Origin of the sequence: Desulfosalsimonas propionicica (assembly GCF_013761005.1) — a bacterium.
Lineage (GTDB): Bacteria > Desulfobacterota > Desulfobacteria > Desulfobacterales > Desulfosalsimonadaceae > Desulfosalsimonas > Desulfosalsimonas propionicica.
Genome location: NZ_JACDUS010000007.1, coordinates 45472 through 68510, shown reverse-complemented (window position 1 = coordinate 68510; position 23039 = coordinate 45472). Strand labels below are relative to the sequence as shown.

The following is a 23039-nucleotide window of genomic DNA, read 5'->3' as shown; positions in this document are numbered from 1 at the left end:
ATAAGTATTTGTTAACTTGCACAATGGCGTGCAGGTTTTACTGAATATTTTACAGACAAAGGCGTCTCTATTGCACAACGGCGTAGAGGCGCTTTTTTTTGCTCAAATTCAAATATATATAACATATTGAAATAATAAATAATAATTTAATGTCAAAAAAGTTGCACCAAGGAGGAAAATCATGTCTGAACTGCGTTTTTCCAAAACCAATGATGTACTGGGGACCGCCAACCGGGGCAATCCTGCGGAATCCGGTTTGTGTACCCTGTGCCGGGCTGACTGCCAGGGCAAATGCGAAACCTTTATGTCCAGCCTGGTGGGCCGCAAACTGCTCTATCCCCGAAGTTTCGGCATAGTCACCGCCGGGGCCAACAACACCACCCACGTGGGCGTATCCTACAATTCCCTGCGGATTCAGGGCTATGCCTACGGCTCCCACGGCCTGTCCCAGGGCCTGTCCACGGACCCGGATGACTGCATTTTCCCCAATGTGAGCCTGGAAACCGAATTCGGCAAGGAAATCAAGACCAAGGCCCGCGTTCCCCTGATGACCGGCGCGTTGGGCTCGACCTTTGTGGCGGCCAAATACTGGGATTCTTTTGCCATCGGCGCATCCCTGGTGGGCATTCCCGTGGTCATCGGCGAAAACGTGGTGGGCGTGGACCGGGAATCGGAAATGGCCACCGGCCGGATCACCAAGGCCCCGGAACTGGACCGGCGCATTGATTCCTACCTGCGCTACAATGACGGTTACGGCGCCATCATCGTTCAGATGAACGTGGAAGACACCCGAAACGGCGTTGCCGAATACATTGCCGAAAAATACGGCAACAAGTGCATCCTGGAACTCAAATGGGGCCAGGGCGCAAAGGACATTGGCGGTGAAATCCAGGTCACAAGCCTGGATTATGCCATCTTTTTGAAAAAACGCGGCTACGTGGTGGACCCGGATCCGGAAAAACCCTCAGTGCAGGAAGCCTTCAACCACGGCTCCATTACCTCGTTTGCCCGCCACAGCCGGCTGGGCGCAACCAACCTGGGCCGGGCGGATCTGGTGCGCGAGGAGTTCATGAAAAGCGTGGAATATCTGAGAAGCCTCGGATTCAAGCGCATTTCCCTCAAGACCGGCTCCTACGGCATGGAGGAACTGGCCATGGCCATCAAGTTTGCCACAGATGCAAAGCTTGATCTGCTCACCATTGACGGCTCGGGCGGCGGCACGGGAATGAGTCCCTGGAACATGATGCAGAGCTGGGGGGTCCCCTCCCTGCATCTGCATGCCAAGGCGCATGAATACAACAGCATCCTGGCCGCAAAGGGCGAGGATGTGGTGGATCTTTCCTTTGCCGGCGGCTTTGCCTTAGAAGACCACATCTTTAAGGCCATGGCCCTGGGCGCCCCGTACACCAAGCTGGTGTGCATGGGCCGGGCCATCATGATCCCGGGATTTCTGGGGGCCAACATCGAAGGGGCCATCAATCCGGACCGCCGGGAAAAGATCAGCGGCAACTGGGACAAACTGCCCAAGACGGTCAGCCAGCTCGGCACCACCCCGGAAGAAATTTTTGCCAGCTATTATGACGTGGAAGCCCGGGTGGGCAAAGACGAGATGAAAAACATCCCCTACGGGGCCATCGGTTTCTGGACCCTGGCCGACAAGCTGACCTGCGGCCTGCAGCAGTTCATGGCCGGCGCGCGAAAATTTTCCATGCCCGAGGTGGCCCGGGAAGATCTTTTTTCCGGCAACCGGGAGACCGCGGAGATCACCGGCATCCCGTTTGTCTGCGACGCCAATGACGAAACCGCCAAAAAGATCCTCAACAGTTAAATCCGCCAGCGCCTGTTTATAAGGCACGGCTTCAAAAAAACCCGCAGCACGGCGTTAGCGAGCCGCTGCTGCGGGTTTTTGTTTTTTTTGCCAGCCCGAAAAAATGGACAACCCGAACAATCTGCGCTATATATCACAGACAATTTTTTTGATCAAAGGCCAACAGGCAGGCAGCCATGTCCGAAAATGCAGCAAAAATTCCCACAGTGCTTTCCATTGCCGGTTCCGATCCCTCGGGCGGGGCCGGAATACAGGCTGATTTGAAAACCTTTATGGCCGTCGGGGTTTACGGGGCGGCTGTGATCACGGCCCTGACCGCCCAGAACACCCGGGGCGTGGACGGGGCCATGGCCGTACCAGCACAATTTGTTGACCGGCAGATGGCAAGCGTTCTGGCCGATATCCGGATCCATGCAGTCAAGCTGGGCATGCTGCCCAACCGGGAAATATGCGAAATTATTGCCGGCCGGGTAAAGGATCTCACCGTTGTCTGCGATCCGGTGATGGTCTCCACCAGCGGCCACCAACTCATTGACGATGCAGCCGTCAAATCCCTGATGACAGAGATGATTCCGGCTTCAGATTTTATCACCCCCAACCTTGCAGAGCTCGAAATCCTTTGCCGTGGCCCTGTCACGGACATGGAGGCCGCAGGCCGGGAACTTTTAAACCAGTACCCCGATCTTTGCGGTGCGGTTTTAAAAGGCGGGCATTCACGGCAGGCAAAGGAGGGGGAAGGCACGGTCACAGACTGGTTCATCTTCCGGGAAAACAATGCCGTCCGGGCCATCACCGCAGCCCATCCCCATATCCACACCCGCAACACCCATGGCACGGGGTGCACCTTTTCCTCGGCTTTTGCAGCATTTCTGGCCAGGGGCAAGGGGCCCGAAGAGGCGTTTTTCTCTGCCGTGGACCTGACGGCCAATCTCATTTCCATCTCGGCTGACCACGCCATCGGCGGCGGCCACGGCCCCCTGCTGCACCACAAAATGGCATCCACGGGGCGGAACAATCACTGGTCGTAAATCACGGCCCCGGCCTTTTTCATGTTTTCCACGGCAATCCGGCCGCCTTCTTCTGTCACCGGCCGGGTGGCGGAAAGCAGCACCAGGGTTTCAAAGCCTTGGGCCAGCGCATCGATTACCGTTGCCTGCACGCAGACATCCAAGGCAAGGCCGGCCACAAAAACCCGGTGAATGCGGGAGCGACGGAATTCCTCTGCAAGGCCGGTCTGGTCAAAGGCTGAATTCTGATCCTGGTCAAACCGCACGCCCTTGGTGATCACCATGGTGTTGCCCGGAAGATTCAGATCTTTGTGAAATGCGGCCCCCGGGGTGTCCTGCACGCAATGGGGCGGCCAGTCACCGCCCTGCTCCGAAAAGCTCACATGGCCCACCGGGTGCCAGTCCCGGGAGGCATACACCGGCACGCCCTTTTCCAGGGCCGCTTCAATCCAGGGATTGATCACGGCAACCACCCTGTCTCCCTCTTCAATGGGCAGGGCCCCTCCGGGGCAGAAATCGTTCTGCACGTCCACAATCAGCAGGGCATCGCCGGGCTTGAACACTTCATGGGGCTGGGTCATGAGTTTCCTCCTTTGCTTCATGCATTCTTATCAAGCCTTATAATAATCACGCGCCGGGCCGGTTCAACAGGGGCCGGACCCGAAGAACAACCGGTTGTGCCCACGATTTCCTTAATGCGCTCGTAAAAAGCTTTTTACCGCGCCCGCTGTTTGTCAGGAAGGAAGCCCTGTGGCCAGGGTCAGTTTTTTCGCTCCTGACCGTTTACGGAGGTTCCCGTAAACGCTCAATGTCGCTTACAAACCGACCCCGCCCTTGGACTTCCTTGGAAGTCTGATTTCAGATGGCGCCGTAAAAGTTCAAGATCAAGGCTTGTGCGATTTCGAAGAATGCAGCGTACTTATTCGTACGTGAAATTCTGAGAAATCGCGCGTAACGCAGATATTGGACTTTTCCGGTGCCATCATTTCCTTGATTGACCCGGCTTCAGGTGATACATACGTTTTTTTATCATTTCACGCAAACCAGCGATGATTTCAAGGAAAAACCATTGAATATTTTTGACAGCCACTGTCATTTAAACGACAGGGCCTATGATAAAGACCGCGGCGCAGTCATTGAAAACGCCCGGGAAGCCGGGGTCCGGAAAATGATGATCGTCGGCATCACCCAAAAAACCTGCAAACAGGCCATAGAGATCGCAGAAGCCCATGAAGGCTGCTACGCCTCGGTGGGCATCCATCCCCATGACGCGGCCGCATGCAGCGAAAAGACCCTGGCTGCCTTAAAAGAAATGGCCCGGAACCCGAAAGTCAAGGCCTGGGGCGAGACCGGCCTGGATTTCAACCGGATGTATGCGCCCGCAGACATTCAGGAAAAATGGTTTGTGCACCAGATGGAAACTGCTGCTGAATTGGGCCTGCCCCTGATCTTTCATGAGCGCGACAGCCAGGGCCGGTTTGCCGAACTCATCCGTACCCGGGCGCCCAAAGGCATCCAGGGGGTGGTGCACTGCTTTTCCGGCACTTCAGACGAACTTCACCAGTACCTGAACATGGGCTTTTACATCGGCATTACCGGCATTCTCACCATTTCCAAAAGGGGTGCGGCCCTGCGGCAAATGGCGGCGGCCATCCCGGAAGACCGCCTGCTGATTGAAACCGACGCCCCTTACCTGACCCCGGCACCGGAAAAAAACCACACCCGGCGCAATGAACCGGCATTTGTCAAGCGGGTGCTGACAAAACTGGCAGAGGTGAGAAACACCGATGCCCGGGATCTGGCCCGGGTTTTGTGGGACAACACCAGCCGGTTGTTTGACATCAATGATGCAGGCCCGGCAATTCAATCCGTCAAAAAGGAAAACCTCCAATGAAAATAGGAATCATCGGCCTGGCCGGCTCCGGCAAAACCACGGTTTTTGAAGCCCTGGCCCGGGATTTTGCCGCCACCGGCGGCCGCACCGAAACCCGCATCGGAACCATCCACGTGCCTGACCAGCGCATTGACATCTTAAGTGAGATGTACCGGCCCCAAAAAACCATCTACGCCCAGGTGGAATATCTGCTGCCCGGAAAAGGCGAGCAGAAAAAAGCCGGCAGCGAAGACAGCGCCCTGATGCGCGCGGTGCGCGACACTGATGCACTGATCCACGTTGTGCGAAACTTTGCCGCATACGGCATGGAAGCCCCGGACCTGGAAAATGACTTTTTGCTTCTGGACCAGGAACTCATGCAGACCGATCTCAGCGTGGTGGAAAAACGCCTGGAACGCATGGCCCTGGATGCCAAAAAGGGCCGGCCCGTGGACAAGAAGGAACAGGCCCTGCTGGAGCAGTGCAAAAACGCCCTGGAGCAGGAAACGCCCCTGCGGCACATGCCGGAAATCGGCCAATCCAGGCTTTTGCGCGGCTACGGGCTCATGTCGGCCAAACCCGCTTTGGTACTTTTCAACAACGCGGACGAAGACGAGGCCCTTCCGGCTGCGGGCCAAATCCCGCAGACAGAGACCTGCCGGGTCATCCGGGGCAAGCTCGAACATGAACTGGCCCAGATGTCAAAGCAGGAGGCCGCGGAACTGCTCGAAGAGTTCAACATCGCGGCCCCGGCAACAGACCGGGTAATCCGGGCATCATACAAAATCCTGGGCCTGATCTCCTTTTTTACCGTGGGCGAAGACGAGGTGCGCGCCTGGACCATCGGCCGGGGAACTCCGGCACTGGAAGCCGCCGGGGCCATCCACTCAGATATCCAGAAAGGCTTTATCCGCGCGGAAGTGGTCTCCTACGAGGACCTGATGGCCGCCGGCTCCATGGCAGCAGCCAAAAAAAACGCCACCCTGCGCCTTGAAGGCAAAACCTATGAAGTGGCGGACGGGGATATCATCAATTTCCGGTTCAATGTGTAAAAGGCATTAAAGCATCATTGAAGAAGCAGCAATGCTGCAATAAAAATTCAGCCATGGCAGCAGCGGATTTGCGCCAAATCAATCCTACAGCACACCTGATCACGGGGCATCAGCAAGACTTCGGGCTGCATTGAGACCCGCTGTGGCCGCTTGCTGCTGATTTTTGAATTTTGCCGCTTTTTCAAAAGCATCAACAGCTTCATGAACCAAACCGGCTTTTAACGCGCTGTAGCCCATCATAAGGGCGGAATCGCCCTTGTCTGAATTCAGGCCGTAGCTTTTTTGAAAGGCGCCATAGGCTTGTTCCGGTTTGTCCTGATTATAAAGGATACTGCCTAGCATATGCCAAAGACGGGGCTCAGGCGTTCGTTCAACGGCCTGTTTTAATATGGCGGCTGCTTTTTCCGGACGGCAGGCAGCCAGATAGGCCGAAGCCGCTTTTTCATACTGCCGGGCGGCCGGGTCCTGTTGAAGCAAAATTTCATACTGGTCTGCCGCCTTTGCCGGCACGCCTGCAGCCATATAAAGATCCCCCAGCCGGAGCACGTCTTCTTTGCGGGGGGCAACCAGCTGATTGTGAACCTTAAAGGCAGCAGCGGCCTTATCGTAATTGTCCGCTCTTATATCGACATTGGCAAGCATCTTCCACCATTGCGGTTTTTCCGGCTGACGCGCCAAAAGGCGATAAACCGCCTGTCTGGCCTCCTGCCCCTTATCAAGCGCCATGCAGACTTGCGCAAATGACTGCAGCCATTCTAAACGAACATTTTCCGGATCACCTGTACACAATCTTTCAAGCAGATCATAGGCTTTTCCTGCCTGCCCTGCCATCATACGGCAGCCGGCCGCCTGGAACAAAACATCCGGCGATTTTTCCGCCTGCAGCTGCCAGGCGCGTTCCAAATAATCGCCGGCCGCGGAAAATCGTTCCAGGTCAAAACATGCCTTGCCCATATTCTGCCATACAGCCGGATCCTGATCATTACAGGAAACCGCTTTCTTATAGCTGGCAAGCGCTTTTCGCGGCTTTTGCGCAACAGCGTATACATTGCCCAGCTGCAAAAAAACACGGTAACCGGTTTTTGCCTGCCGCCGGCTTATACAGTTTGTCAATATCTGTTCGGCTTCTGCGTATTGTTTGTTTTCAACCGCCTGAGCCGCCTCGTAAAGCGCCTGCTGTTCAACCCGGGACTGCGGAGTCTCCCGGGCTTGCGCAGCCACGGGTAAATTGGCGGCAAACAACCCCAAAATCTGCACCAGAAACAAACCCATTAAAAACTTTCCCGCTGCCCTGCTCATCACCAAATACTTCCCTTGATGCCCTGGCATGAACTTTTTGCCGCACCATCACATCTCGTTGATATTAAAAATAATACTCGTCTCCATCCAGGTATCCACAGCTTTTCCGTCAATCTTTCCGGGCCTGAAACGCCATGAGGAAACGGCTCTGATCACGCTTTTGTTGAAAATCTCTTTTGGCTCTGCAGAAATGATCTCCACTTGAGATACGGTTCCATCCCTGGTTACCAGAAACTTTACCCTGACTTCACCACTGAGGTTCAACCGTTTGGCCTGATAAGGATAAGCCGGATGCATTTTGGCAGTTGCCATGGGCACTGTATCCACTTCAGTCTGGTCAAACTTTCCTTCAAATGACGGAGCCCTGATTCCGGACAATGTCAAAGGCTCAGAGATCTTCGGCCCGGCAGCGGCCCGGGCCGCCGAGTCCAATTCCATGGCCTCGATTTCAGGGATCCGCGCGCGATGGTGGACAACCTGATCCGGAATGTCGATCGGGTCGGCCTTGTCATCACTGACAGGGGCGTTTGGCTCCGGCTGATTTTCGGATTCAGACGGTTTGGCTTCCTGATCCGGAGCATCGGTGTTGAGCACCTGCAAAGCGCCAAAATCCGCCATCAATTCCGGATTTTTTTCAGCCGATTGCTGCTGGATGATATAATGGGGAAACACCACGAATAAAAACAGGTTTACGCCCAGCAGCACCAGGACCACAAAAGCATATTGCCTTGTTTTCTCTGCCATAGAATCTAGGATCCTTTTTGTCGCCTGGCAGCGATACTGACATTATTGGCCCCGGCCAGGCGGCACTGATCCAGAACCTCAATGACAAGGCCTGTGTCACTTTTTCTGTCCGCAACAATCACTGCTGCAGCCCTGGGGTGCTCGGCCATGGCGTTTTCCACATGCGGCCGGACCATCCGGATGTCTATCGGCTCATGATCCATAAAGATTCGGCCGTCTTCGCCAACGCCGATCATGATGTTTGCCTCTTTTTTGTCCCGGGCGGTGGCAGCAGTGGGCCGGTCCACATCCAGCCCGGTTTCTTTGACAAAACTGGTCGTGACCATAAAAAAAATCAGTAAAAGAAAAATTAAATCTATCAGCGGGGTGATATTAATCCCTTCACCGGATTCACTGTAACGCAGCGACTGTCGCGCATTGATCATGCCGTAAAATTCCTTTTCAAAACAATACGGGTTTCTTTGAGCCGAGCTTCCAGCAGCCGCGCCTGCTGTTGAAGCAGCACATACATCAACAGCGCCGGAATACCGACCAGCAAGCCGCAATGAGTGGAAACCAGGGCTTTGGATATGCCCCCGGCAAGGGCTTTTGCATTGCCGGTCCCAAATACGGAAATAACGCCAAAAGTGTCGATTATCCCCAAAACGGTTCCAAAAAGTCCAAGCAGCGGGGCGGCAGCAGCCAGGGCCGCCACCAGGGAAAGTCCCTGGTGAATCCGTTTTTTCTGACGCAGCCAGTGCTCCTCAAGAATTTTGGAATCCAGGTCCGGATTGCCGCAGCAATACCTGCGGAAGTGAACCGCCAGTTCTGCACAGACATCCATGGCGGTGCCGGATGGGGCCGGCATGGAACCGGAAACCATGCTCACAGCCAATTCGGGCCGCATGGCGCGGCCGCTGTTTTTCAAAAAAAAATAAATGCGCTCGGCAATCAATCCCCATACCCACAGGGATATTGCCAGCAGAAAAAACATAACCAGCCCGCCCTGGCGGAAATAATGCATGGCATCAATAAAGCAGTTCATGCATGCCACCTTATTCCCGGCTGACGGACATACCGGATTCAACGCAGCCCACCCGGCCGTTTCTGCAGATAATATTGCTTAAGGTCACGGACTTTTCTTCCATATCACCGACAATGTGCTCGATCCGCCGCCGGAGAAAGGCGTGGAAAAGCATCACGGGAATGGCCACGGCAAGGCCCAGCATCGTCGTCACCAGGGCCTCTGATATCCCCCCGGACATCAGGCGCGGATCCCCTGTTCCATAAAGTGTGATCACGTGAAATGTGCCGATCATGCCTGTTACCGTACCCAGCAATCCAATAAGGGGCGATACAGCAGCCATTACATTAAGCGCCGGCAGGAAACGCTCCAGCCTGGGAAGTTCTTTTAAAATGGCCCCCTGAAGAATATTTTCCAGATTCTCCCGGTTCTGGTCCACGGCTTCAAATCCGGCCATCAAGACATTGTATACCGGCCGCCCTTTTTTGGACTCAAGCAGCTTCTGACACCCCATCCAATCGGCATTTGCAGCGAGTTTGTTGAAGTCTCCCATCATCCGGTCTGCATTGGCATGCACACGATGCAGAAAAACCAGCCGTTCAATGACAATAAACACGGCCAGCACCCCGATGCCCAAAATCGGCCACACCAAAAATCCGCCTTTTTTTATTTTTTCCATAAAAGTGGAACGATGGGAAATCCGTTTTAATGCCGAACCCCCGGAGGGGTCCAGATAAACCGACTCGGCCTTGCCGTGCATATATTTTTCCAGATTCCGCCGCATACCCCGCCCCGGCAGAGCGGAAATGGCCTTAAACGTTTGGTGCGCCTCTGAATAACGCAGCAACCCGGTTTCATCCGGTGTTGTATAAGCCGCCGAAAACGGACCAACAGTTAACAGGGTGGCTTTTTGAATCCGTCCATCGCGGCCGAGGAAACTCCCCTGAAAGGTTTCCACCTGCCCGGTTTTTTCCATTTCCTCAAATATCAGGCCGGCCAGGGCCTTGACAGATGCAATGCCCGGAAACTGATCCGTATCCAGGATGCCGGTCAGCACCTGATCCCTGTCAGGCTTGCGGGCGCTGAAATGCGACCCGGATATCACCGGAAACAAATCACCCGCAGTCTCCCGCAAAACCCCGGCATACGCATTCATGCCGGTTTCCAGCCGGTTCACCTTCCCGGCCAGCTCCTTTTTTTTTATACCTAACCGGTCATATTCCGCGTCCATCGCGCTGATATCGGACTCAAGGGTTTCGACTTGCTTTTCAGCCCTGGCAACTGCATTTTCCAGGCGCTTGCGGTTTTGAAAAATTGCCTGTTTTCGCTTTTTGAATTCCGACTGCGCCGCCTTATAATCGAAATCCACCTTCCGGGAAACAGCCCGCATGTCTGCGGCACCGGAAAATCCCACCAACCCGCACCAAAAAACGGCAGCCATCGCTGCCACCCACGGCCAACAGCGTTTCATTCTACCTCCAGTCTGCCCAGAGGCAAATTGATCATTTTCACCGGGGACCGCTGAGCGGCCACTTCCATGGCCGCTGATATGGCTGAATCGTATTTTTCCCCCAGCAGCTGCCAGCTCTGCTGAGCCGGCACATACCGGCCTGTTGTGCTTCCGTCAGCGGTCCGGCAAAAAAGGGAAAGCCTGCCGACCCGCAACACATCCACGGCCATCTCCCGGTTGTCTATATCCACGGTTTGCCCGCTTGTTTCCAGGCGGCGCCCGTAATCCAGTTCCACCTGCAGGGCCTCAAACGTTCGCCGGGTTTTTTCGGCAAGCGGCACATCCGGATCAATCAAACAGGTTTTCAATGCCTTGATCCGTTGGGAGCGCTCGTCTATCAGAAAAGGCAGGTCGTTTTCCACAAATCGATCCAGTCGGGCGGCGATACCTTCCAGGGTGGACTGAAGCTCTTTTTTGACCCGGTCTGATTCCACAATGGTCTGCTCCATGCCGTTCACCTTCTGTCTTCGCAGATCAAGTTTATCGGACAAACGATCTTTCCGTGTCTCCATGGTTTGTATTTGGGACTCAAGCTCCTGGTAACGCCTCTTCAATGACTGCTTCCGCTCAGTCCATTGCTCCTCGTGCTGCTGCATTTTTTGGCGTTCTGCGATTTCCTTTTCCGCTGTCTGGTAAATATCCAGCGGGTTTTGCCCGGCCGGGACAACCCCGGCCATGAGCACAAGCAACACCAAAAAGTACCCGCAGCACCGGCCCGGGCGAATAATTGATTTTTTCTCATGTGCTTTCATTTTTTAATTGCCGCCTCTTACTTTTTGCGCTATCGGGCAAATGGCTTTAAAAAAACACTGCAGATGTTTTTCAGCCGATTCTAGAAATTCATTTGCACACCGGCCAAAAATTCAGTGCCATCAACATCATAGGCATCTGTAACGTCTTTTTTGTTCAAGATATTATCCACCCGCACAAACCCCTGGTAATGATCTCCGAAATCCTTGTTTAAGACGATATCAAAAACCGCATATTCATCCAGGCGTTCTTCATTGTCCTCATCTGCATATCGGCGACCCCGGTATTGGCCTTCCAAAAAAGCTGAAATGCCGTATTGCCGCCAGAAATAGCCCAGACGCATGCTGACCTGATGCATTGGCCGCTCTCCCAACTCCATGCCCGTATCCAGATTTTCCGTATCCAAATATGTATAGGCAAAATCCGCCGTCAAATCGTCGGTGATAACGATGGCAGTACTGACTTCCACCCCACGGATCCGGGCTTTTTCCACATTTTCCCATACCAGATCCCAGGGAGGTGCTCCCTGACGGATACTGCGGGAAACAATCAGGTTATCCACCTCATTTTGAAACAAAGTAGCTGACAGGGAAATATTTTTGGTCGGGTTCCAGTCCGCACCCATGTCATAGCCCCAGGATTCTTCCGGCTCCAAATCGGGATTGGGCTGAACCGCGTAGGGCCCCATGCGCCACTGACCGTAAAGCTTGCTCAGCGTTGGCGCGTTAACCCCCCGGCCCACGGAACTGCGGAGCTTGACGGCATCGCTTACCCGATAGGCAATGCTGAACTTCGGCGTGACCTCGGATCCCCACTCGTCATGCTCGTCCACCCGCACCCCGAGCACCAGCACCAACGGGTTGAAATCGATTTCATCTGAAACAAAAAAACTCAGCACATCTTCTTCCGCTTCGTATTCCTTTATTTTATCATCGCGCTCTTCACGCTCAAACTGCGACCCCAGCGTCAAAAGGTGACGGCCGGAAAACAAACGACTGTAATTGATTTCTGTTTCATACATGTCATGGGCATATTCGGTTGCTGTTTCACCGGTTTGCTCATCGCTGCTTTCATGATCATATCTAAACCATGAACCCCATAGCCGAAGCGTTGACAAATTATCCGGCTTCCATTGCCAGGACGGGTTTACGCCCACGCGCTGCTGGATCCGGTCCTCATAGTCCATCCGGTGTTCGGAAAAATAGGGTTTCAGGCTGATCTCCGCCCGGGGCGACAAATCATAACGAAGTGTCCCCTGAATCGCATGCTCCTTGTATTGATCATAATCCGGATCAACGCCGTCTGAATGCTTAGAAGTATAACTCAGGACGGATCCCATGCCGTTGCTTTTCCAGCTGCCGGTGGCTTCCATGATCCGCCGGTTTCGACTGCCTGCAGCCGCAGATGCGGAAAAGTCCTTTCCGTCTTCTGCCTTGCGCGTGATGACATTGATTACCCCGCCCATTGCCTCGCTTCCGTAAAGGGCGGAGCCAGGCCCCTTGACCACCTCGATTCGTTCGATCATTTCCGTTGGATAAGACTGTAAATCCACGGATGCATCATGGCCGCCATAAATACGGTGACCATCCACCAGGATCAGCACATGCCTGGACTCCATGCCTCTGATGCTGACCTTGCCCTTGTCGCCCCATGACCCGCTGTCCATATCAACCCTGAGACCGGGCAAATGTTCCAGTGCCTCCTGCAGCGTCTTGAGCTTCCTGTCTTCAATTTCCCGGCGGGTAATCACCTCGGTTTTAACCGGCACATCCTCTATGAGATGATCGGTCTTGGTCGCGGTGACCACCACATTGCCGGCCTGTATGACATCTTCTCCGGCCACTGCCTGACCGGCGCTTAACATGCAAACCAGCAGCAAACCGATCCCTGACCGCAACCATCGCAATTGGCTATATCCCATTGAAACAAACTCCTTTAATAGATTAACTAAACTGAAATAAAATAAAGCCTTTAATTTTAACCCGCTAAATAAGTTAGATAACACTAAATCAATTTTCGTTGCTAACGATTCAGGCCAGAAAATTAACGTTTCAGGCCAGGGCGGATTTTTCCTTTGGCAACCGGGAAAAGACAAAGCCCATTTTTTAAGAAGGCTGAAAGCTTGTTATTTTTCCGGACCGGACTGCATCATTGTACAGGCTTGCCGGCGAACCCGGGAGGGACGCATTCCGTGGTATTGGTAAAACAACTTGCTGAAATGACTAATGCTGTCATAGCCCACCGCATAAGCCACTTCAGTCACATTCATTTCACCCTGGCGCAGAAGCGAAATCGCTTTTTCCATCCTCAGCCTGCGCAGATACGCATAAGGGGTCGTGCCGCAAATATGGGGAAACAGCTGTTTGAGCTTGGAGGCACTGACCCCTGCCCGGCCGGCCAGTTCCACGATTGAAGGCGGGTTATCCATAGCTTCTTCCATGCAGGCGATGGATTTTTGGATGATCTGCACGTTTGACGGGCTGCTCTCATTGAACGGGGTTAACTCATCAATGGCAACGATATTACAGATAAGCTCCAGGATCTTGGCCAAATAAAACAGATGAACCGGACCTTTGGCAAAATCGGAATGAAGAATCTCATTGACCACCGACCGCATGCCGGAAGTCATCGGAAGGATCTGCTGATGCGCAAACACCTGGTCAGCCCCTATTCTTTCATAAATCCAGGCAGCGTTTTCTTCCGCAATCACTCGGGTCAGCAAGCACCGGCCGACAGTGACCATAAGCCCCTGGCAGCTTTTTTTGTCGCCTTCGCATTCCAGCCTGCAGCCATTGGGGGAACAGTGAAAATGGCAGCAGTTATCCGGAACCCAAAAATCCCGTACCTGCCCTTCAAATACAGCCCTGACCCGAATTTTTCCACACAGACAAAAAAACAGACAAATGCAGTCGGAATGATCATGCTCCGGTGACTGTCCGGAAAAAACCGATGATGCCATATGAACAATCCGGATATCCGGATCAGACCAGATGGTCCGATCCGGAAGCCCGTATTGGCCTTTTTTATCAGCTTGCATGGTCATCGATATGGGATCCATCGCATTTGGCAACAAAATATTCCCCCTCATTTACCGGGATTTTTCACTTCACCGGGAATTTGAAAAACCAAAGTGGCCGTCTGCTTTTCCTGTAAGTACTTTTCCCGGTCTGCGCCCTCGGCATCAACCTTGACAGAATACCGCACAAACCAGCGGCCTGAGCGGGGAATGGGAATGCGAATCGTATCACCGGACACGGCAGTCTTTGAATAATAATAATCCTCCGAACGCGTGGAAAATCCGTTGTAAGTGGCATTCCAGGTCCCGGGCCCGGTATATGGCTTCCCCTTAAAATAAACTTTCAGCTCCAGGTCATCGCCCGCCTTGAGCCCGGAGATATCGCGGACAGGGACCAATTCAAGATTCTGGCCGATGCGCCCCGGGAAATCGGACGAAGATTTTTCACAGGTCACATAGGTTTTGGCGTACTGCTTGCTGTAAAGACTGAGCTTGATTTCCCCTGATCTGTCAATAATCGCGCTTTTGGGCTTGATGGTATGCCGTTCACGACCTTTTTCATCCATATAAACCGTATAAAAGCCGGGATTGGTCTCAGCGGCAAGCACATAAGTGCCCGGCCCGTCATAATCCACCATGTACGAATGAAGGCAGGTTTCATTGCGGATTTTGATTTTCCGGATATCACCGGCAGGCGTATATACACGCACTGATTTTAATTTTTCCGCGCGCACGCCGTCATCTACGGGAATATGATGCCCATAGCAGAAAAAAAGCGGGGAGACTTTCCCGGCATGGACATGGTACCGGCTGGATTGAATAAACAGGGAATGGCCGTAAGCATCAGACGGCAGGACCGGCTGCAGCAAAAACACCGTAAGCAAACCCATCAATGCATACACTTTTTTCCGACTCAGCATTTTAACCATTTTTGCATCCTTTGTTGAAATGAAACAAAAAAAAGGCCCAACCCGACGCATAAACAAACTGCATCTTTTGTTGTGCCTTCACTTTCTTCGCGATTCATCAATCCGAAGACCGTAAAACAAAACATCATCAATTAGACTTGTCTAATTAAAAAAGAAGTTTCTAATTAATCCGGCAAAAAATTTTTGTCAACGTTTTTTTCCTTTTTTCGAAAACCCCTCAACCCCCTTGCCCGAACTGCAAACCGGCTCAACTCTTTTGATTCCAAACAGGCCAGAACCCTGCATTTTTCAGGAGCTATGACAAAACCGGCGGCTCCCGTGAAAAAAAGCCGGGCCAGGGGCAGCCGGCTCAGCATCAGGCGGCACCTCAATGCGTCCCTGCCAAACGGGCAAATATCGCACAAACTACAGGTTTCAATAAAAACACGGCCCTTGCCGTCATATTTATCCGCAATCAGGTTCACCAGTTCACAGGCGGAAGATCCGTCCAACACCCCTGACGGCTGCACATATAAATCACCGGCGATCTGCCGATACCGGATGGCAAAACCGGCGCTCATTTTCCTGCCCCCTCCCGGCCTGAACGCAAACGCTGCTCCAGTCTTTCCTGAATTTCTTCATGCAACGATTTGCCGCCCATCAGCCTGGACTTCATGTTGATCATGCCCAATTCCCTGCGCCTCAATGCTTTTTGCGCATCACGGTCAAAAAGACAATCGCCTTGACGGATTTCTTTTTCCATATCTTTCCCTTTTTTGAATTTATTTTTTGGGCCTTCATTCAGGCACTGTTTTTTGCGGTTCTGGCCACAGCATTGAAATCAGCGGGTTCGGCATTTGATTGGGATTGATTCCAAATCGCCTCGGCAACGGCATTCAGACTTGAATTGGGCAGCATGAAAACCGGTTTCTGATATTTTTTGCCCAGTTTTTTGACAAGAGAACAGGCATTATGGCTATTGCAGCTGACCGGGCAAACAATCATATCCGAACGCTTAAACTGCCCTTCCAAATTTTTTGCGCCGTTTTTGACAGACCCGTCATGATGTTCAAATAAACCATTTCTGCCTTCGACAAGCTTTCGGTAAAGCGATTTCATCCGGGTAATACCCCCGACCATCAAAATCCGTTTATTGCATAAGTCATAAACAGGACAATCCCGGTCACAGTCATGAAATGCAGACAAGCGTGCCATCATGCCTTCAATTTCTGTTTTGAGCCGGTTGTTGGCATCCCGTTGTTTTTCCAGCTTGCTGGCTACTGAAGTATTTTGCTCCCGCAGACTTGTCATCTCCTGATCCTTTGCCCGGGTCAGCGCTTCAAGCTCAGCCACCCTGACCCGAAGACGGTCATTGTCCCTTTTGACTTCAGCGATAAAGTCTTGCTCCGAAATTTCGGCAACAAATTGTTGCAATCTTGACTGCTCCTGCTCCGAGGCCCTGACCCGCCTTTCCAAGGATGCCTTCTCAACAGACAACCGTTCTTTTTCTTTTTCCAGGGCCCGCCGGGCCTTTCTTGCCTTTCGGAGGCTTTCCTGCAAACCTTTCATGCTCTTTTCCCGCTCTGCCAGCTGCCATTTTAACCCGACCTGATCTTCAGCATTTTTATGCATGGCCATATGGATGTTACCAAAAACCTCACGCCTAAATTCAGCCGGAAAGCCCGGCCTTGAAGCGATCTCCCACAGAATCACCTGATAATCACCGGTTTTAAACAGATCCCGCCATTTCTGCATTAATTCCTTTGGGTCCAGGGATTCAAAACTTTCTGAATCCTTTTTAAACTTACGGAAAAGCAAATTCTCCACTTTTCGGGAAAGCTTATTTTCACTGTCTGAACTGGCCACTATCGCTTCATGAATTTCAAAGGCGGATTTTTTATTGAATGACAAACCGGATTTTTTCAGCACCTGCTTTTGTTCGGACCGCGTCAGACATATTTCTGCCACCGGACAGGTCAAAAAACCGTCAAATTCCCAGAATCGCAGTCGGCCATTGGGCTTGGTTTCAGATCTGTTCTCAGCACTGTGCCTGGTTTCCCCCGGCTCGCGGAATTTTTCATTAATGGGCATTTTTTCAATCCTTTCCTGGAAAAATGTTCAAAATATTCTGAAATGATGCCGCTGATGACTAATCCATATCCGCCAGAACCTGTGTCAACTTTTTGCGCAATGATTCCAGCTGTTTTGATTTAAAGGATTTCCGACTTTGCTCAAGATCCTCAATGGCATCCCGTATGGCGGTTTTTAACTTCTTCTCCCGTTCCCGGGAGGAATGAACTTCCAAAAGCCGGGAAAAATGGCCGACGCCAGGCTTATCCGCTCCTTGCTCAAGCACGGCGGCAACCAAGCGGCGATGCCTGTCAATACAACATTGCAGTTCCTGAACGCTCTCGCCAACGGCATTTATCAATTCGTTTCTGTTTGCTTTCATATTATTCGACAATCCTTCTTTTGTTTTATACTTCTAATTTTAGCGCAAAAAAAAGACCCGTCTGTCGTCATACAGCTTCCAGGCGTTTCTGTGTCTCACTGAAATGAAAGCGCATTGACAATTTCTGCCCTGAAATCCCAAAATTATGTCGGGCAAACATATTTTGTTTTAGATTTCTATTTATATTTTACCTATCTAATAATGCTGTTTTAAATTCGTGTCAAGCTTTTTTTAAATGCTTTATTTTTATGCTTGACAGTGCTGTTCCGGTTTGATTAGGCTTTAAACCATAAATTTTATCTGCCCAGGTGCTCTAACAGAGCCTAACAGGGAACCCCGTGTGAATCGGGGACGGGCCCGCCGCTGTGATCGGGGACGAAAGCTGCAAAACACCACTGGCCAATCATGCCGGGAAGGTGCAGCCGGTAGGATGATCCGAGAGTCAGAAGACCTGCCTGAGCAGTAAGGAACACGACCGCGAGGACAGCGTCGTGTCCCGCGTCATCTGCGGATAAAAAAGGGAAATCCCGGATCGATTTGTTTCGATCCGGGATTTTTTTGTTTGGAGGATTGTCAATGAAACCAGATGTCCTTTTTTTCAGTGCAGCAGGGTGTTATTTTTTGAGTTTCGCCGCTGCATGGGCTCCCGGAAGGTGGGGCAACACAATGTGGTTGTTTTTACTCCCGGGTCTTTCTGCCAATGCCGCGCTGGTATTTTGGCGATACTCGACCGCCTGGCCCCTGATGCCCATGTATCTGGGGCCGGCAACCCTGCCGCTTTGCCTGGGTTTGCTGACCACGCTCGACCGGCGCAGGGCAGATGATATCCGGGCACGCCGTTTTGTCCTGGGTCTGACCCTGTTTTTGGCTGTGGCCGCGTTTTTGTTTCCCAAGGATTTTTATCTGCCGTTTTTAAAATCCAACACCCCGGCCTCTCACCTGTTTTTTCTATTCAAAACCCTCGGCCAGGGCTGCTTTCTTTTCAGTGCCGCATGGGCATGGGCAGGTCTTTTATCAGGCAAACCGCAGCAGCCCTGGCTCGGCTGGGCGGTTTGGGGGTTTGTCTTCTGGACCCTGTGCATGTTCTCGGGCATGCTTTGGTCTTATCTGGGCTGGGGATCGCCGGTTGTCTGGGATGATGCGGCCATCACCCTGATTATGGCGACCTGGTTTTTTTATATCAGCCTGCTGCATTTGCATCTCACCGGCACCTGGACGGCTCAGACCCGGGCGGCTTATGCCGCATCAGGTGCTTTCGTGGTCGTGACGCTGAACTTTGTCCCGGACCTGGGGCCGTTACGATGGCCGTTCTAGATGCCATGCCAATATTTTCTTACATATGGAAAAAGCTGGCCGGCATTCATCTGACCATCGTGTTGTGCCTTTTGCTGGCCGCGGATCTGTCTTTCGGATATGTCTGCCTGAACCGCAATGAAATCCTTTTTGCGCCCTTAAACGACGTGGGCCTCATTGCCTGGATCAACACCTATGGCCGCTGCAACCTGAAATCCACGGCCTGGCTGCTGGCCCTGCTGGTTCTGCTGACCCTTTTTTGCATCAACACCTTTGTGTGCACGACAGATCGGGTGGCGCGGCTGATCCGGCATCGCAAAAAGTATCCGCGGCTGCGCCTGCTTTTCAGGCTTGCCCCGCATCTCATGCACTACGCCCTGATCCTTATCCTGACCGGTTATCTCTGCAGTTATACGTTTTCCCGGGTTCTGGACGCACGGACACTCGTGCCCGGATCCTCCCTGACGCTGCCCGACACTGAAGCCAGAATCCAATTCCAATCCTTTTCCCCGGATTATTACAAAGGCGGCCGAATGCCTGCCTTTAACCAGCATGTGATCCGGCCCCGGGCTTGCCTGCTCCTTATCGACGGCGACCGCCGCAGAAAAGCCCATCTTTCCTATAACAAGCCTGTCATTTTTCAAAATTACGGCATCTTTCTCAAGGATTTCGCGCCAAAGAAAAAAAACAGCGGAATGAACAGCAACGAACGGATCGATCTGACCATCCGCAAAGATCCCGGGGTCTTTTTATACATGCTGGGCATGCTTTTGTTTACTGCCGGAATCGCCTTGTACCTGACCGATTGGATGGCTCTCAAAAATGGAAAAAGGAGGTCTGATGAATAAAATGCTTTGGGTTTTTCTATATATGCCAATCCTTCTGCTGCCCATACTTGTTTATGCATGCGGTCAGTCCGGAGATAAAGGCAACGCGGAGGATAACAACAGGTCCTTTATTCAATTGGGGGAATTTACACTGCAAAAGGTTTCCCCCGGACGAACCGAGGTACGCGACGGCGCCGGCCGCAGGCTGGTGCTGGTGCCGAAAAACGCCCCTGCGCCCGGAAATGTGGATTCCAACCGTCTCATCCGAACACCGGTCAAGCGCGTTGCGGCATATGGTGCATTTAATGTTTCCGTATTAAAAGCGCTGGGGGTTTTGGAAACAACGCTGGTGGGATCCACTTATCCAACAGAGAAATGGCATATCCCGGAAGTCAGAAACGGTATGAAATCCGGAAAAATCGCTTTTCTGGGAAGTGACAACAGCATTGATTTCGAGCGCCTGGATCAGGTGCAGCCGGATCTGGTGCTGACCTGGGACCGCTCCATTATTCCCATGCTCAATGACCTGGACATTCCCTGCGTTATCACTTCTTCAACCACGGCCATGTGTTTGAATACCCGGATGCGTTTTGTCAAATTCCTGGCTCCTTTCTTTCACCGGGAGGATCAGGCCCGGAGTTTTTTCAACCGGGTCAACACCGCTTTGACGGAAATCCGCGAACAAACCCATAATGCAGGGCCGCCGCTTAAGGTTATGTGGGGGGATATCTACGAAAAAAGGGTGCTGGTGGAACCGGGCAACGCCTGGGTGGCCGAACTGATCAATACCCTTCAAAGTGATTACCTGTTTGATGACGTCTTTGGCACGTCCTGCATTGAGATCAATGTAGAACGGTTTCTCTACAGCGGCAAAGAAGCCGACATCCTGTTTACTTACCGCACGCCTGAACAGGGCGCCACGTCCAAAAAGGCCCTGGCTCGCCTGAACCCGATTTTATCCGGCATACGGCCCTTAAATGACGGAAGGGTGTATGCGCCTCTGCCGCATTATGCACAATCCTATCACCGGCTGGATGAAATCCTCAAAGAAATCGCCGCCATCTTGTATCCGGAATTGTATAAGGACGATGCGCTTCGCTATTTCATGGAACTGCCGGAAACCAATCCCGAAACCAGACGGAGAAGATAAATGAACGTTGCAGCAAAGCCCATAGCCGGCCGGCACCCCCTTAGGGAACACAGGCGGATCTTTGGTTTTGTCCTTTTGGGAGTGCTGACTGTCCTGCTGATGGTTTTCAATATCGCGGTGGGCTCGATTCCCATCTCTCCTGGGGAAATCTGGGAGGCCCTTATCCATCCGCAAAGCACGGCCATTTATAACGATATCATATGGAAAATACGCATTCCCCGGACAATTTCGGCAATTTTGGGGGGAGCCTACCTGGCGGTTTCAGGGCTTTTGCTCCAGGTGTACTTCCGCAATCCCATCGTGGGCCCGTTCATTCTGGGAATCTCCTCGGGCGCCACGGTGATGGTTTCCTTTGTCATGCTCACCACTCTCACTGTCGGCATGACGGTAATTTCCCCGTTCGTGACCACGTTGGCCGCTTTTATCGGGGCCTATGCGGTCATGATGGTGGTTGTGGCCATCGCATACAGGGTAAAAAGCGGGATCACCCTGCTGATTGTCGGATTGATGATGGGCTATTTATGTCATGCAATCACCAGTATTCTCACGGCCCTTGCGGAAAAGGAAAAAATAAAAGGCTTTGTGCTCTGGCAGCTTGGCAGTTTTTCAGGTTTCGGCTGGGATGAGATCTGGATGCTACTCATCTTCGGGGGCCTGGTGCTGGCCCTGATTTATTTTTTAAGCAAGCCGTTAAACGCTTTCCTGCTGGGCGAGACCTATGCCGCCTCCATGGGGGTAAACATCCGGCGTTTCCGGATACTGATTCTGCTGTGCGCCTGTGCGCTTGCCGGCATGATCACATCAGTGGCCGGGCCGGTGGCCTTTATCGGCTTGGCTGTTCCGCATATGGCGCGCCTGGTGTTTCAAACCTCGGACAACCGGATTCTGATTCCAGGCGCCTGCCTTGTGGGTGCGCTGGTCACCAGCCTGTGCGATTTTATCGCCCGGATGCTGCTTTCTCCGGTTGAACTGCCGCTTTCGGCAATCACAGCTTTTTTCGGCGCACCGATTGTCATGGGGCTTTTGGTTAAAAGGAGGGTGGAATTATGAATCACAACAAACCAAACCATATCCTGTCCTGCACTGATCTGGCGGTGGGCTACAAGGACAAGACTGTGCTGTCGGATTTGACCCTGGGGTTTGCGCCGGGCCAGTTTGTTTCTCTGCTGGGACCCAACGGCGCCGGGAAAACCACACTTTTGCGGACTTTTTCCCGGCATTTAAAGCCGATAGCAGGGGCCATAAAGGTTATGGGCCGGCCCATAGGGGAAATCACCGCCATGGATCTGGCCCGATACATGGCGGTCGTACTGACGGAAAAAATCTCGCCCCCGCTTTTTTCAGTATTCGAATTTGTGGCTTTGGGCCGCTATCCGCACACGGATTTTCTGGGGCAAATGGATCAGGCAGACCACAGGGCGGTTGAAAAAGCCCTTGCGGCTGTAAACGCCGGGAATCTGGTCCATCGCTCCTTTTCCGATCTGAGCGACGGTGAGCGCCAAAAAGCACTGGTGGCCCGGGCCCTGGCCCAGGAACCGCAGCTATTGCTTTTGGATGAACCCACTCTTCACCTGGATTTAAAGCACCGCATGGAAGTTATGTCCATTCTTCGCAACCTGTGCCACAGCCACGGAATCACGGTGGTGGCCTCACTGCATGATGTGGATGTGGCCGCCAAGGTATCCGACCGAGTGGCTCTGATCAAGGACGGCGGGGTGTCTGCCTGGGGAATGCCCGAAACCGTGCTCTCCGGTCCGGTTGTGGCGGATCTCTATGACTTCAATGATGCCCGGTTCAGCAGCCGGCTGGGGGGAATTGAGTTCCGGGGAACCGGCAGCAAGGGCCGAATTTTTGTCCTGGCGGGCGCCGGCACCGGGGCCCTGGTATACAGAATGCTGATTAAGCGGGGATTTGCAGTATCCACAGGCATTCTCTGCTCCAATGATGTGGATTATTACGTGGCGCGTTGCCTGGGAGCGGATTGCATGACACAGACGTCCATGACATGGGTAAACAGCGAAACCCTGGCTGAAGCCGGGAAAAAACTCGATGCCTGCGAACTGGTCATTGACTGTGGGTTTGACAACGGCCACGGCCCAATAAGCCAGGGCAACCAAAAGCTGCTGGAAATGGCCCTGAAAAAAGGCAAGCGAGTAATGAGCCTGCGCAGCAACGGAATCGAAAAAACAGACCCGGACCTTCCAGCAACAGATGGACCCATCATCTGCCGGGATGCGGCCGAACTGCTCGAAGCCATAGATCACCGGGCATGGGTACATCATGAACAAAAACAAACATTTAATCCGTCCCCCACAGCGGCATAAAGG

General features: G+C 52.7%; 23 protein-coding genes and 1 riboswitch. Of the genes, 9 read left to right on the top strand and 14 right to left on the bottom strand.

Annotated features, from left to right (window positions below):
- Positions 1–181: 181 nt before the first annotated feature.
- Together HNR65_RS12215 and thiD are read left to right on the top strand one after the other, a co-directional pair.
- Positions 182–1828 (top strand): glutamate synthase-related protein, encoded by a 1647-nt coding sequence (locus tag HNR65_RS12215; RefSeq protein ID WP_181551799.1) that lies wholly within the window; start codon positions 182–184, stop codon positions 1826–1828.
- Between the two features lie 176 nt (positions 1829–2004).
- Positions 2005–2856 carry a bifunctional hydroxymethylpyrimidine kinase/phosphomethylpyrimidine kinase gene (gene thiD / locus HNR65_RS12210; protein WP_181551798.1) on the top strand — a complete coding sequence of 284 codons (852 nt, stop codon included), beginning with the start codon at positions 2005–2007 and terminating at the stop codon, positions 2854–2856.
- On the opposite strand, the gene HNR65_RS12205 is transcribed toward thiD, so the two are convergent.
- A complete protein-coding gene (locus HNR65_RS12205) occupies positions 2844–3416 on the bottom strand; it encodes a nicotinamidase (protein ID WP_181551797.1) in 573 nt (190 codons plus the stop codon). The two genes, thiD and HNR65_RS12205, sit on opposite strands and share 13 nt — an antisense overlap.
- Before the next feature lie 488 nt (positions 3417–3904).
- On the opposite strand from HNR65_RS12205, the gene HNR65_RS12200 reads away from it, so the two are divergent.
- Positions 3905–4729 (top strand): TatD family hydrolase, encoded by an 825-nt coding sequence (locus HNR65_RS12200; RefSeq protein ID WP_181551796.1) that lies wholly within the window; start codon positions 3905–3907, stop codon positions 4727–4729.
- The gene (locus tag HNR65_RS12195; RefSeq protein ID WP_181551795.1) at positions 4726–5760 is read left to right on the top strand and encodes a DUF933 domain-containing protein; all 1035 of its coding nucleotides are present in this window, start codon (positions 4726–4728) and stop codon (positions 5758–5760) included. Before HNR65_RS12200 ends, HNR65_RS12195 begins: the two co-directional genes overlap by 4 nt.
- 99 nt (positions 5761–5859) lie before the next feature.
- Here the strand turns inward: HNR65_RS12195 and HNR65_RS12190 are convergent, their stop codons facing one another.
- The 13 genes from HNR65_RS12190 to HNR65_RS12130 all read right to left on the bottom strand — a co-directional run bounded on the left by HNR65_RS12190 (position 5860) and on the right by HNR65_RS12130 (position 17442).
- A complete protein-coding gene (locus HNR65_RS12190; RefSeq protein WP_181551794.1) occupies positions 5860–7059 on the bottom strand; it encodes a tetratricopeptide repeat protein in 1200 nt (399 codons plus the stop codon).
- 48 nt (positions 7060–7107) lie between these two features.
- On the bottom strand, positions 7108–7803 hold the full coding sequence (locus HNR65_RS12185) for an energy transducer TonB (protein ID WP_181551793.1): 696 nt from the start codon (positions 7801–7803) through the stop codon (positions 7108–7110).
- Positions 7804–7808: 5 nt separating this feature from the next.
- Positions 7809–8228 (bottom strand): ExbD/TolR family protein, encoded by a 420-nt coding sequence (locus tag HNR65_RS12180; RefSeq protein ID WP_181551792.1) that lies wholly within the window; start codon positions 8226–8228, stop codon positions 7809–7811.
- On the bottom strand, positions 8225–8827 hold the full coding sequence (locus tag HNR65_RS12175) for a MotA/TolQ/ExbB proton channel family protein (protein ID WP_181551791.1): 603 nt from the start codon (positions 8825–8827) through the stop codon (positions 8225–8227). The genes HNR65_RS12180 and HNR65_RS12175 overlap by 4 nt, the downstream gene beginning before the upstream one ends.
- A gap of 10 nt (positions 8828–8837) precedes the next feature.
- The gene (locus HNR65_RS12170) at positions 8838–10247 is read right to left on the bottom strand and encodes a MotA/TolQ/ExbB proton channel family protein (protein ID WP_181551790.1); all 1410 of its coding nucleotides are present in this window, start codon (positions 10245–10247) and stop codon (positions 8838–8840) included.
- Positions 10248–10273: 26 nt separating this feature from the next.
- Positions 10274–11068: a DUF3450 domain-containing protein gene (locus tag HNR65_RS12165; RefSeq protein WP_181551789.1), complete on the bottom strand. Its 795-nt coding sequence runs from the start codon at positions 11066–11068 to the stop codon at positions 10274–10276.
- Between the two features lie 80 nt (positions 11069–11148).
- Positions 11149–12987 carry a TonB-dependent receptor plug domain-containing protein gene (locus HNR65_RS12160; RefSeq protein WP_181551788.1) on the bottom strand — a complete coding sequence of 613 codons (1839 nt, stop codon included), beginning with the start codon at positions 12985–12987 and terminating at the stop codon, positions 11149–11151.
- 204 nt (positions 12988–13191) lie between these two features.
- Positions 13192–14109, bottom strand: a complete 918-nt coding sequence (locus tag HNR65_RS12155) for a helix-turn-helix domain-containing protein (RefSeq protein WP_181551787.1) — start codon at positions 14107–14109, stop codon at positions 13192–13194.
- 41 nt (positions 14110–14150) lie between these two features.
- Positions 14151–15011: a DUF4198 domain-containing protein gene (locus HNR65_RS12150; protein ID WP_232364757.1), complete on the bottom strand. Its 861-nt coding sequence runs from the start codon at positions 15009–15011 to the stop codon at positions 14151–14153.
- A 164-nt stretch (positions 15012–15175) separates the two neighbouring features.
- On the bottom strand, positions 15176–15571 hold the full coding sequence (locus HNR65_RS12145; protein WP_181551786.1) for a hypothetical protein: 396 nt from the start codon (positions 15569–15571) through the stop codon (positions 15176–15178).
- Complete coding sequence (locus HNR65_RS12140) at positions 15568–15753, bottom strand: hypothetical protein (protein ID WP_181551785.1); 186 nt, start codon at positions 15751–15753, stop codon at positions 15568–15570. Before HNR65_RS12140 ends, HNR65_RS12145 begins: the two co-directional genes overlap by 4 nt.
- 38 nt (positions 15754–15791) lie before the next feature.
- The gene (locus tag HNR65_RS12135; RefSeq protein ID WP_181551784.1) at positions 15792–17081 is read right to left on the bottom strand and encodes a DUF2325 domain-containing protein; all 1290 of its coding nucleotides are present in this window, start codon (positions 17079–17081) and stop codon (positions 15792–15794) included.
- Positions 17082–17139: 58 nt separating this feature from the next.
- Positions 17140–17442 carry a hypothetical protein gene (locus tag HNR65_RS12130; protein WP_181551783.1) on the bottom strand — a complete coding sequence of 101 codons (303 nt, stop codon included), beginning with the start codon at positions 17440–17442 and terminating at the stop codon, positions 17140–17142.
- Positions 17443–17731: 289 nt separating this feature from the next.
- Positions 17732–17915: riboswitch (cobalamin riboswitch) on the top strand.
- Between the two features lie 193 nt (positions 17916–18108).
- Between HNR65_RS12130 and ccsA the strand changes: the two genes are divergently transcribed.
- Genes ccsA through HNR65_RS12105 form a run of 5 tightly spaced genes read left to right on the top strand, consistent with a single transcriptional unit; the run spans position 18109 to position 23036 of the window.
- Entirely contained in the window at positions 18109–18756 is a 648-nt protein-coding gene (ccsA, locus tag HNR65_RS12125; RefSeq protein ID WP_181551782.1) for a cytochrome c biogenesis protein CcsA, read from the top strand.
- Positions 18744–19583: a hypothetical protein gene (locus HNR65_RS12120; protein ID WP_181551781.1), complete on the top strand. Its 840-nt coding sequence runs from the start codon at positions 18744–18746 to the stop codon at positions 19581–19583. Before ccsA ends, HNR65_RS12120 begins: the two co-directional genes overlap by 13 nt.
- A complete protein-coding gene (locus HNR65_RS12115) occupies positions 19576–20712 on the top strand; it encodes an ABC transporter substrate-binding protein (RefSeq protein WP_181551780.1) in 1137 nt (378 codons plus the stop codon). The genes HNR65_RS12120 and HNR65_RS12115 overlap by 8 nt, the downstream gene beginning before the upstream one ends.
- Positions 20713–21762: a FecCD family ABC transporter permease gene (locus HNR65_RS12110; protein ID WP_181551779.1), complete on the top strand. Its 1050-nt coding sequence runs from the start codon at positions 20713–20715 to the stop codon at positions 21760–21762. It abuts the gene before it with no gap.
- On the top strand, positions 21759–23036 hold the full coding sequence (locus tag HNR65_RS12105) for an ABC transporter ATP-binding protein (RefSeq protein WP_181551778.1): 1278 nt from the start codon (positions 21759–21761) through the stop codon (positions 23034–23036). Before HNR65_RS12110 ends, HNR65_RS12105 begins: the two co-directional genes overlap by 4 nt.
- Positions 23037–23039: the final 3 nt, after the last annotated feature.

Bases quoted from the DNA above. Each gene is read 5' to 3' on its own strand.
- HNR65_RS12215 (WP_181551799.1), top strand. From the start codon at position 182: ATGTCTGAACTGCGTTTTTCCAAAACCAATGATGTACTGGGGACCGCC.
- thiD (WP_181551798.1), top strand. From the start codon at position 2,005: ATGTCCGAAAATGCAGCAAAAATTCCCACAGTGCTTTCCATTGCCGGT.
- HNR65_RS12205 (WP_181551797.1), bottom strand. From the start codon at position 3,416: ATGACCCAGCCCCATGAAGTGTTCAAGCCCGGCGATGCCCTGCTGATT.
- HNR65_RS12195 (WP_181551795.1), top strand. From the start codon at position 4,726: ATGAAAATAGGAATCATCGGCCTGGCCGGCTCCGGCAAAACCACGGTT.
- HNR65_RS12190 (WP_181551794.1), bottom strand. From the start codon at position 7,059: ATGAGCAGGGCAGCGGGAAAGTTTTTAATGGGTTTGTTTCTGGTGCAG.
- HNR65_RS12185 (WP_181551793.1), bottom strand. From the start codon at position 7,803: ATGGCAGAGAAAACAAGGCAATATGCTTTTGTGGTCCTGGTGCTGCTG.
- HNR65_RS12180 (WP_181551792.1), bottom strand. From the start codon at position 8,228: ATGATCAATGCGCGACAGTCGCTGCGTTACAGTGAATCCGGTGAAGGG.
- HNR65_RS12175 (WP_181551791.1), bottom strand. From the start codon at position 8,827: ATGAACTGCTTTATTGATGCCATGCATTATTTCCGCCAGGGCGGGCTG.
- HNR65_RS12170 (WP_181551790.1), bottom strand. From the start codon at position 10,247: ATGGCTGCCGTTTTTTGGTGCGGGTTGGTGGGATTTTCCGGTGCCGCA.
- HNR65_RS12165 (WP_181551789.1), bottom strand. From the start codon at position 11,068: ATGAAAGCACATGAGAAAAAATCAATTATTCGCCCGGGCCGGTGCTGC.
- HNR65_RS12160 (WP_181551788.1), bottom strand. From the start codon at position 12,987: ATGGGATATAGCCAATTGCGATGGTTGCGGTCAGGGATCGGTTTGCTG.
- HNR65_RS12155 (WP_181551787.1), bottom strand. From the start codon at position 14,109: ATGACCATGCAAGCTGATAAAAAAGGCCAATACGGGCTTCCGGATCGG.
- HNR65_RS12150 (WP_232364757.1), bottom strand. From the start codon at position 15,011: ATGGTTAAAATGCTGAGTCGGAAAAAAGTGTATGCATTGATGGGTTTG.
- HNR65_RS12145 (WP_181551786.1), bottom strand. From the start codon at position 15,571: ATGAGCGCCGGTTTTGCCATCCGGTATCGGCAGATCGCCGGTGATTTA.
- HNR65_RS12140 (WP_181551785.1), bottom strand. From the start codon at position 15,753: ATGGAAAAAGAAATCCGTCAAGGCGATTGTCTTTTTGACCGTGATGCG.
- HNR65_RS12135 (WP_181551784.1), bottom strand. From the start codon at position 17,081: ATGCCCATTAATGAAAAATTCCGCGAGCCGGGGGAAACCAGGCACAGT.
- HNR65_RS12130 (WP_181551783.1), bottom strand. From the start codon at position 17,442: ATGAAAGCAAACAGAAACGAATTGATAAATGCCGTTGGCGAGAGCGTT.
- ccsA (WP_181551782.1), top strand. From the start codon at position 18,109: ATGTGGTTGTTTTTACTCCCGGGTCTTTCTGCCAATGCCGCGCTGGTA.
- HNR65_RS12120 (WP_181551781.1), top strand. From the start codon at position 18,744: ATGGCCGTTCTAGATGCCATGCCAATATTTTCTTACATATGGAAAAAG.
- HNR65_RS12115 (WP_181551780.1), top strand. From the start codon at position 19,576: ATGAATAAAATGCTTTGGGTTTTTCTATATATGCCAATCCTTCTGCTG.
- HNR65_RS12110 (WP_181551779.1), top strand. From the start codon at position 20,713: ATGAACGTTGCAGCAAAGCCCATAGCCGGCCGGCACCCCCTTAGGGAA.
- HNR65_RS12105 (WP_181551778.1), top strand. From the start codon at position 21,759: ATGAATCACAACAAACCAAACCATATCCTGTCCTGCACTGATCTGGCG.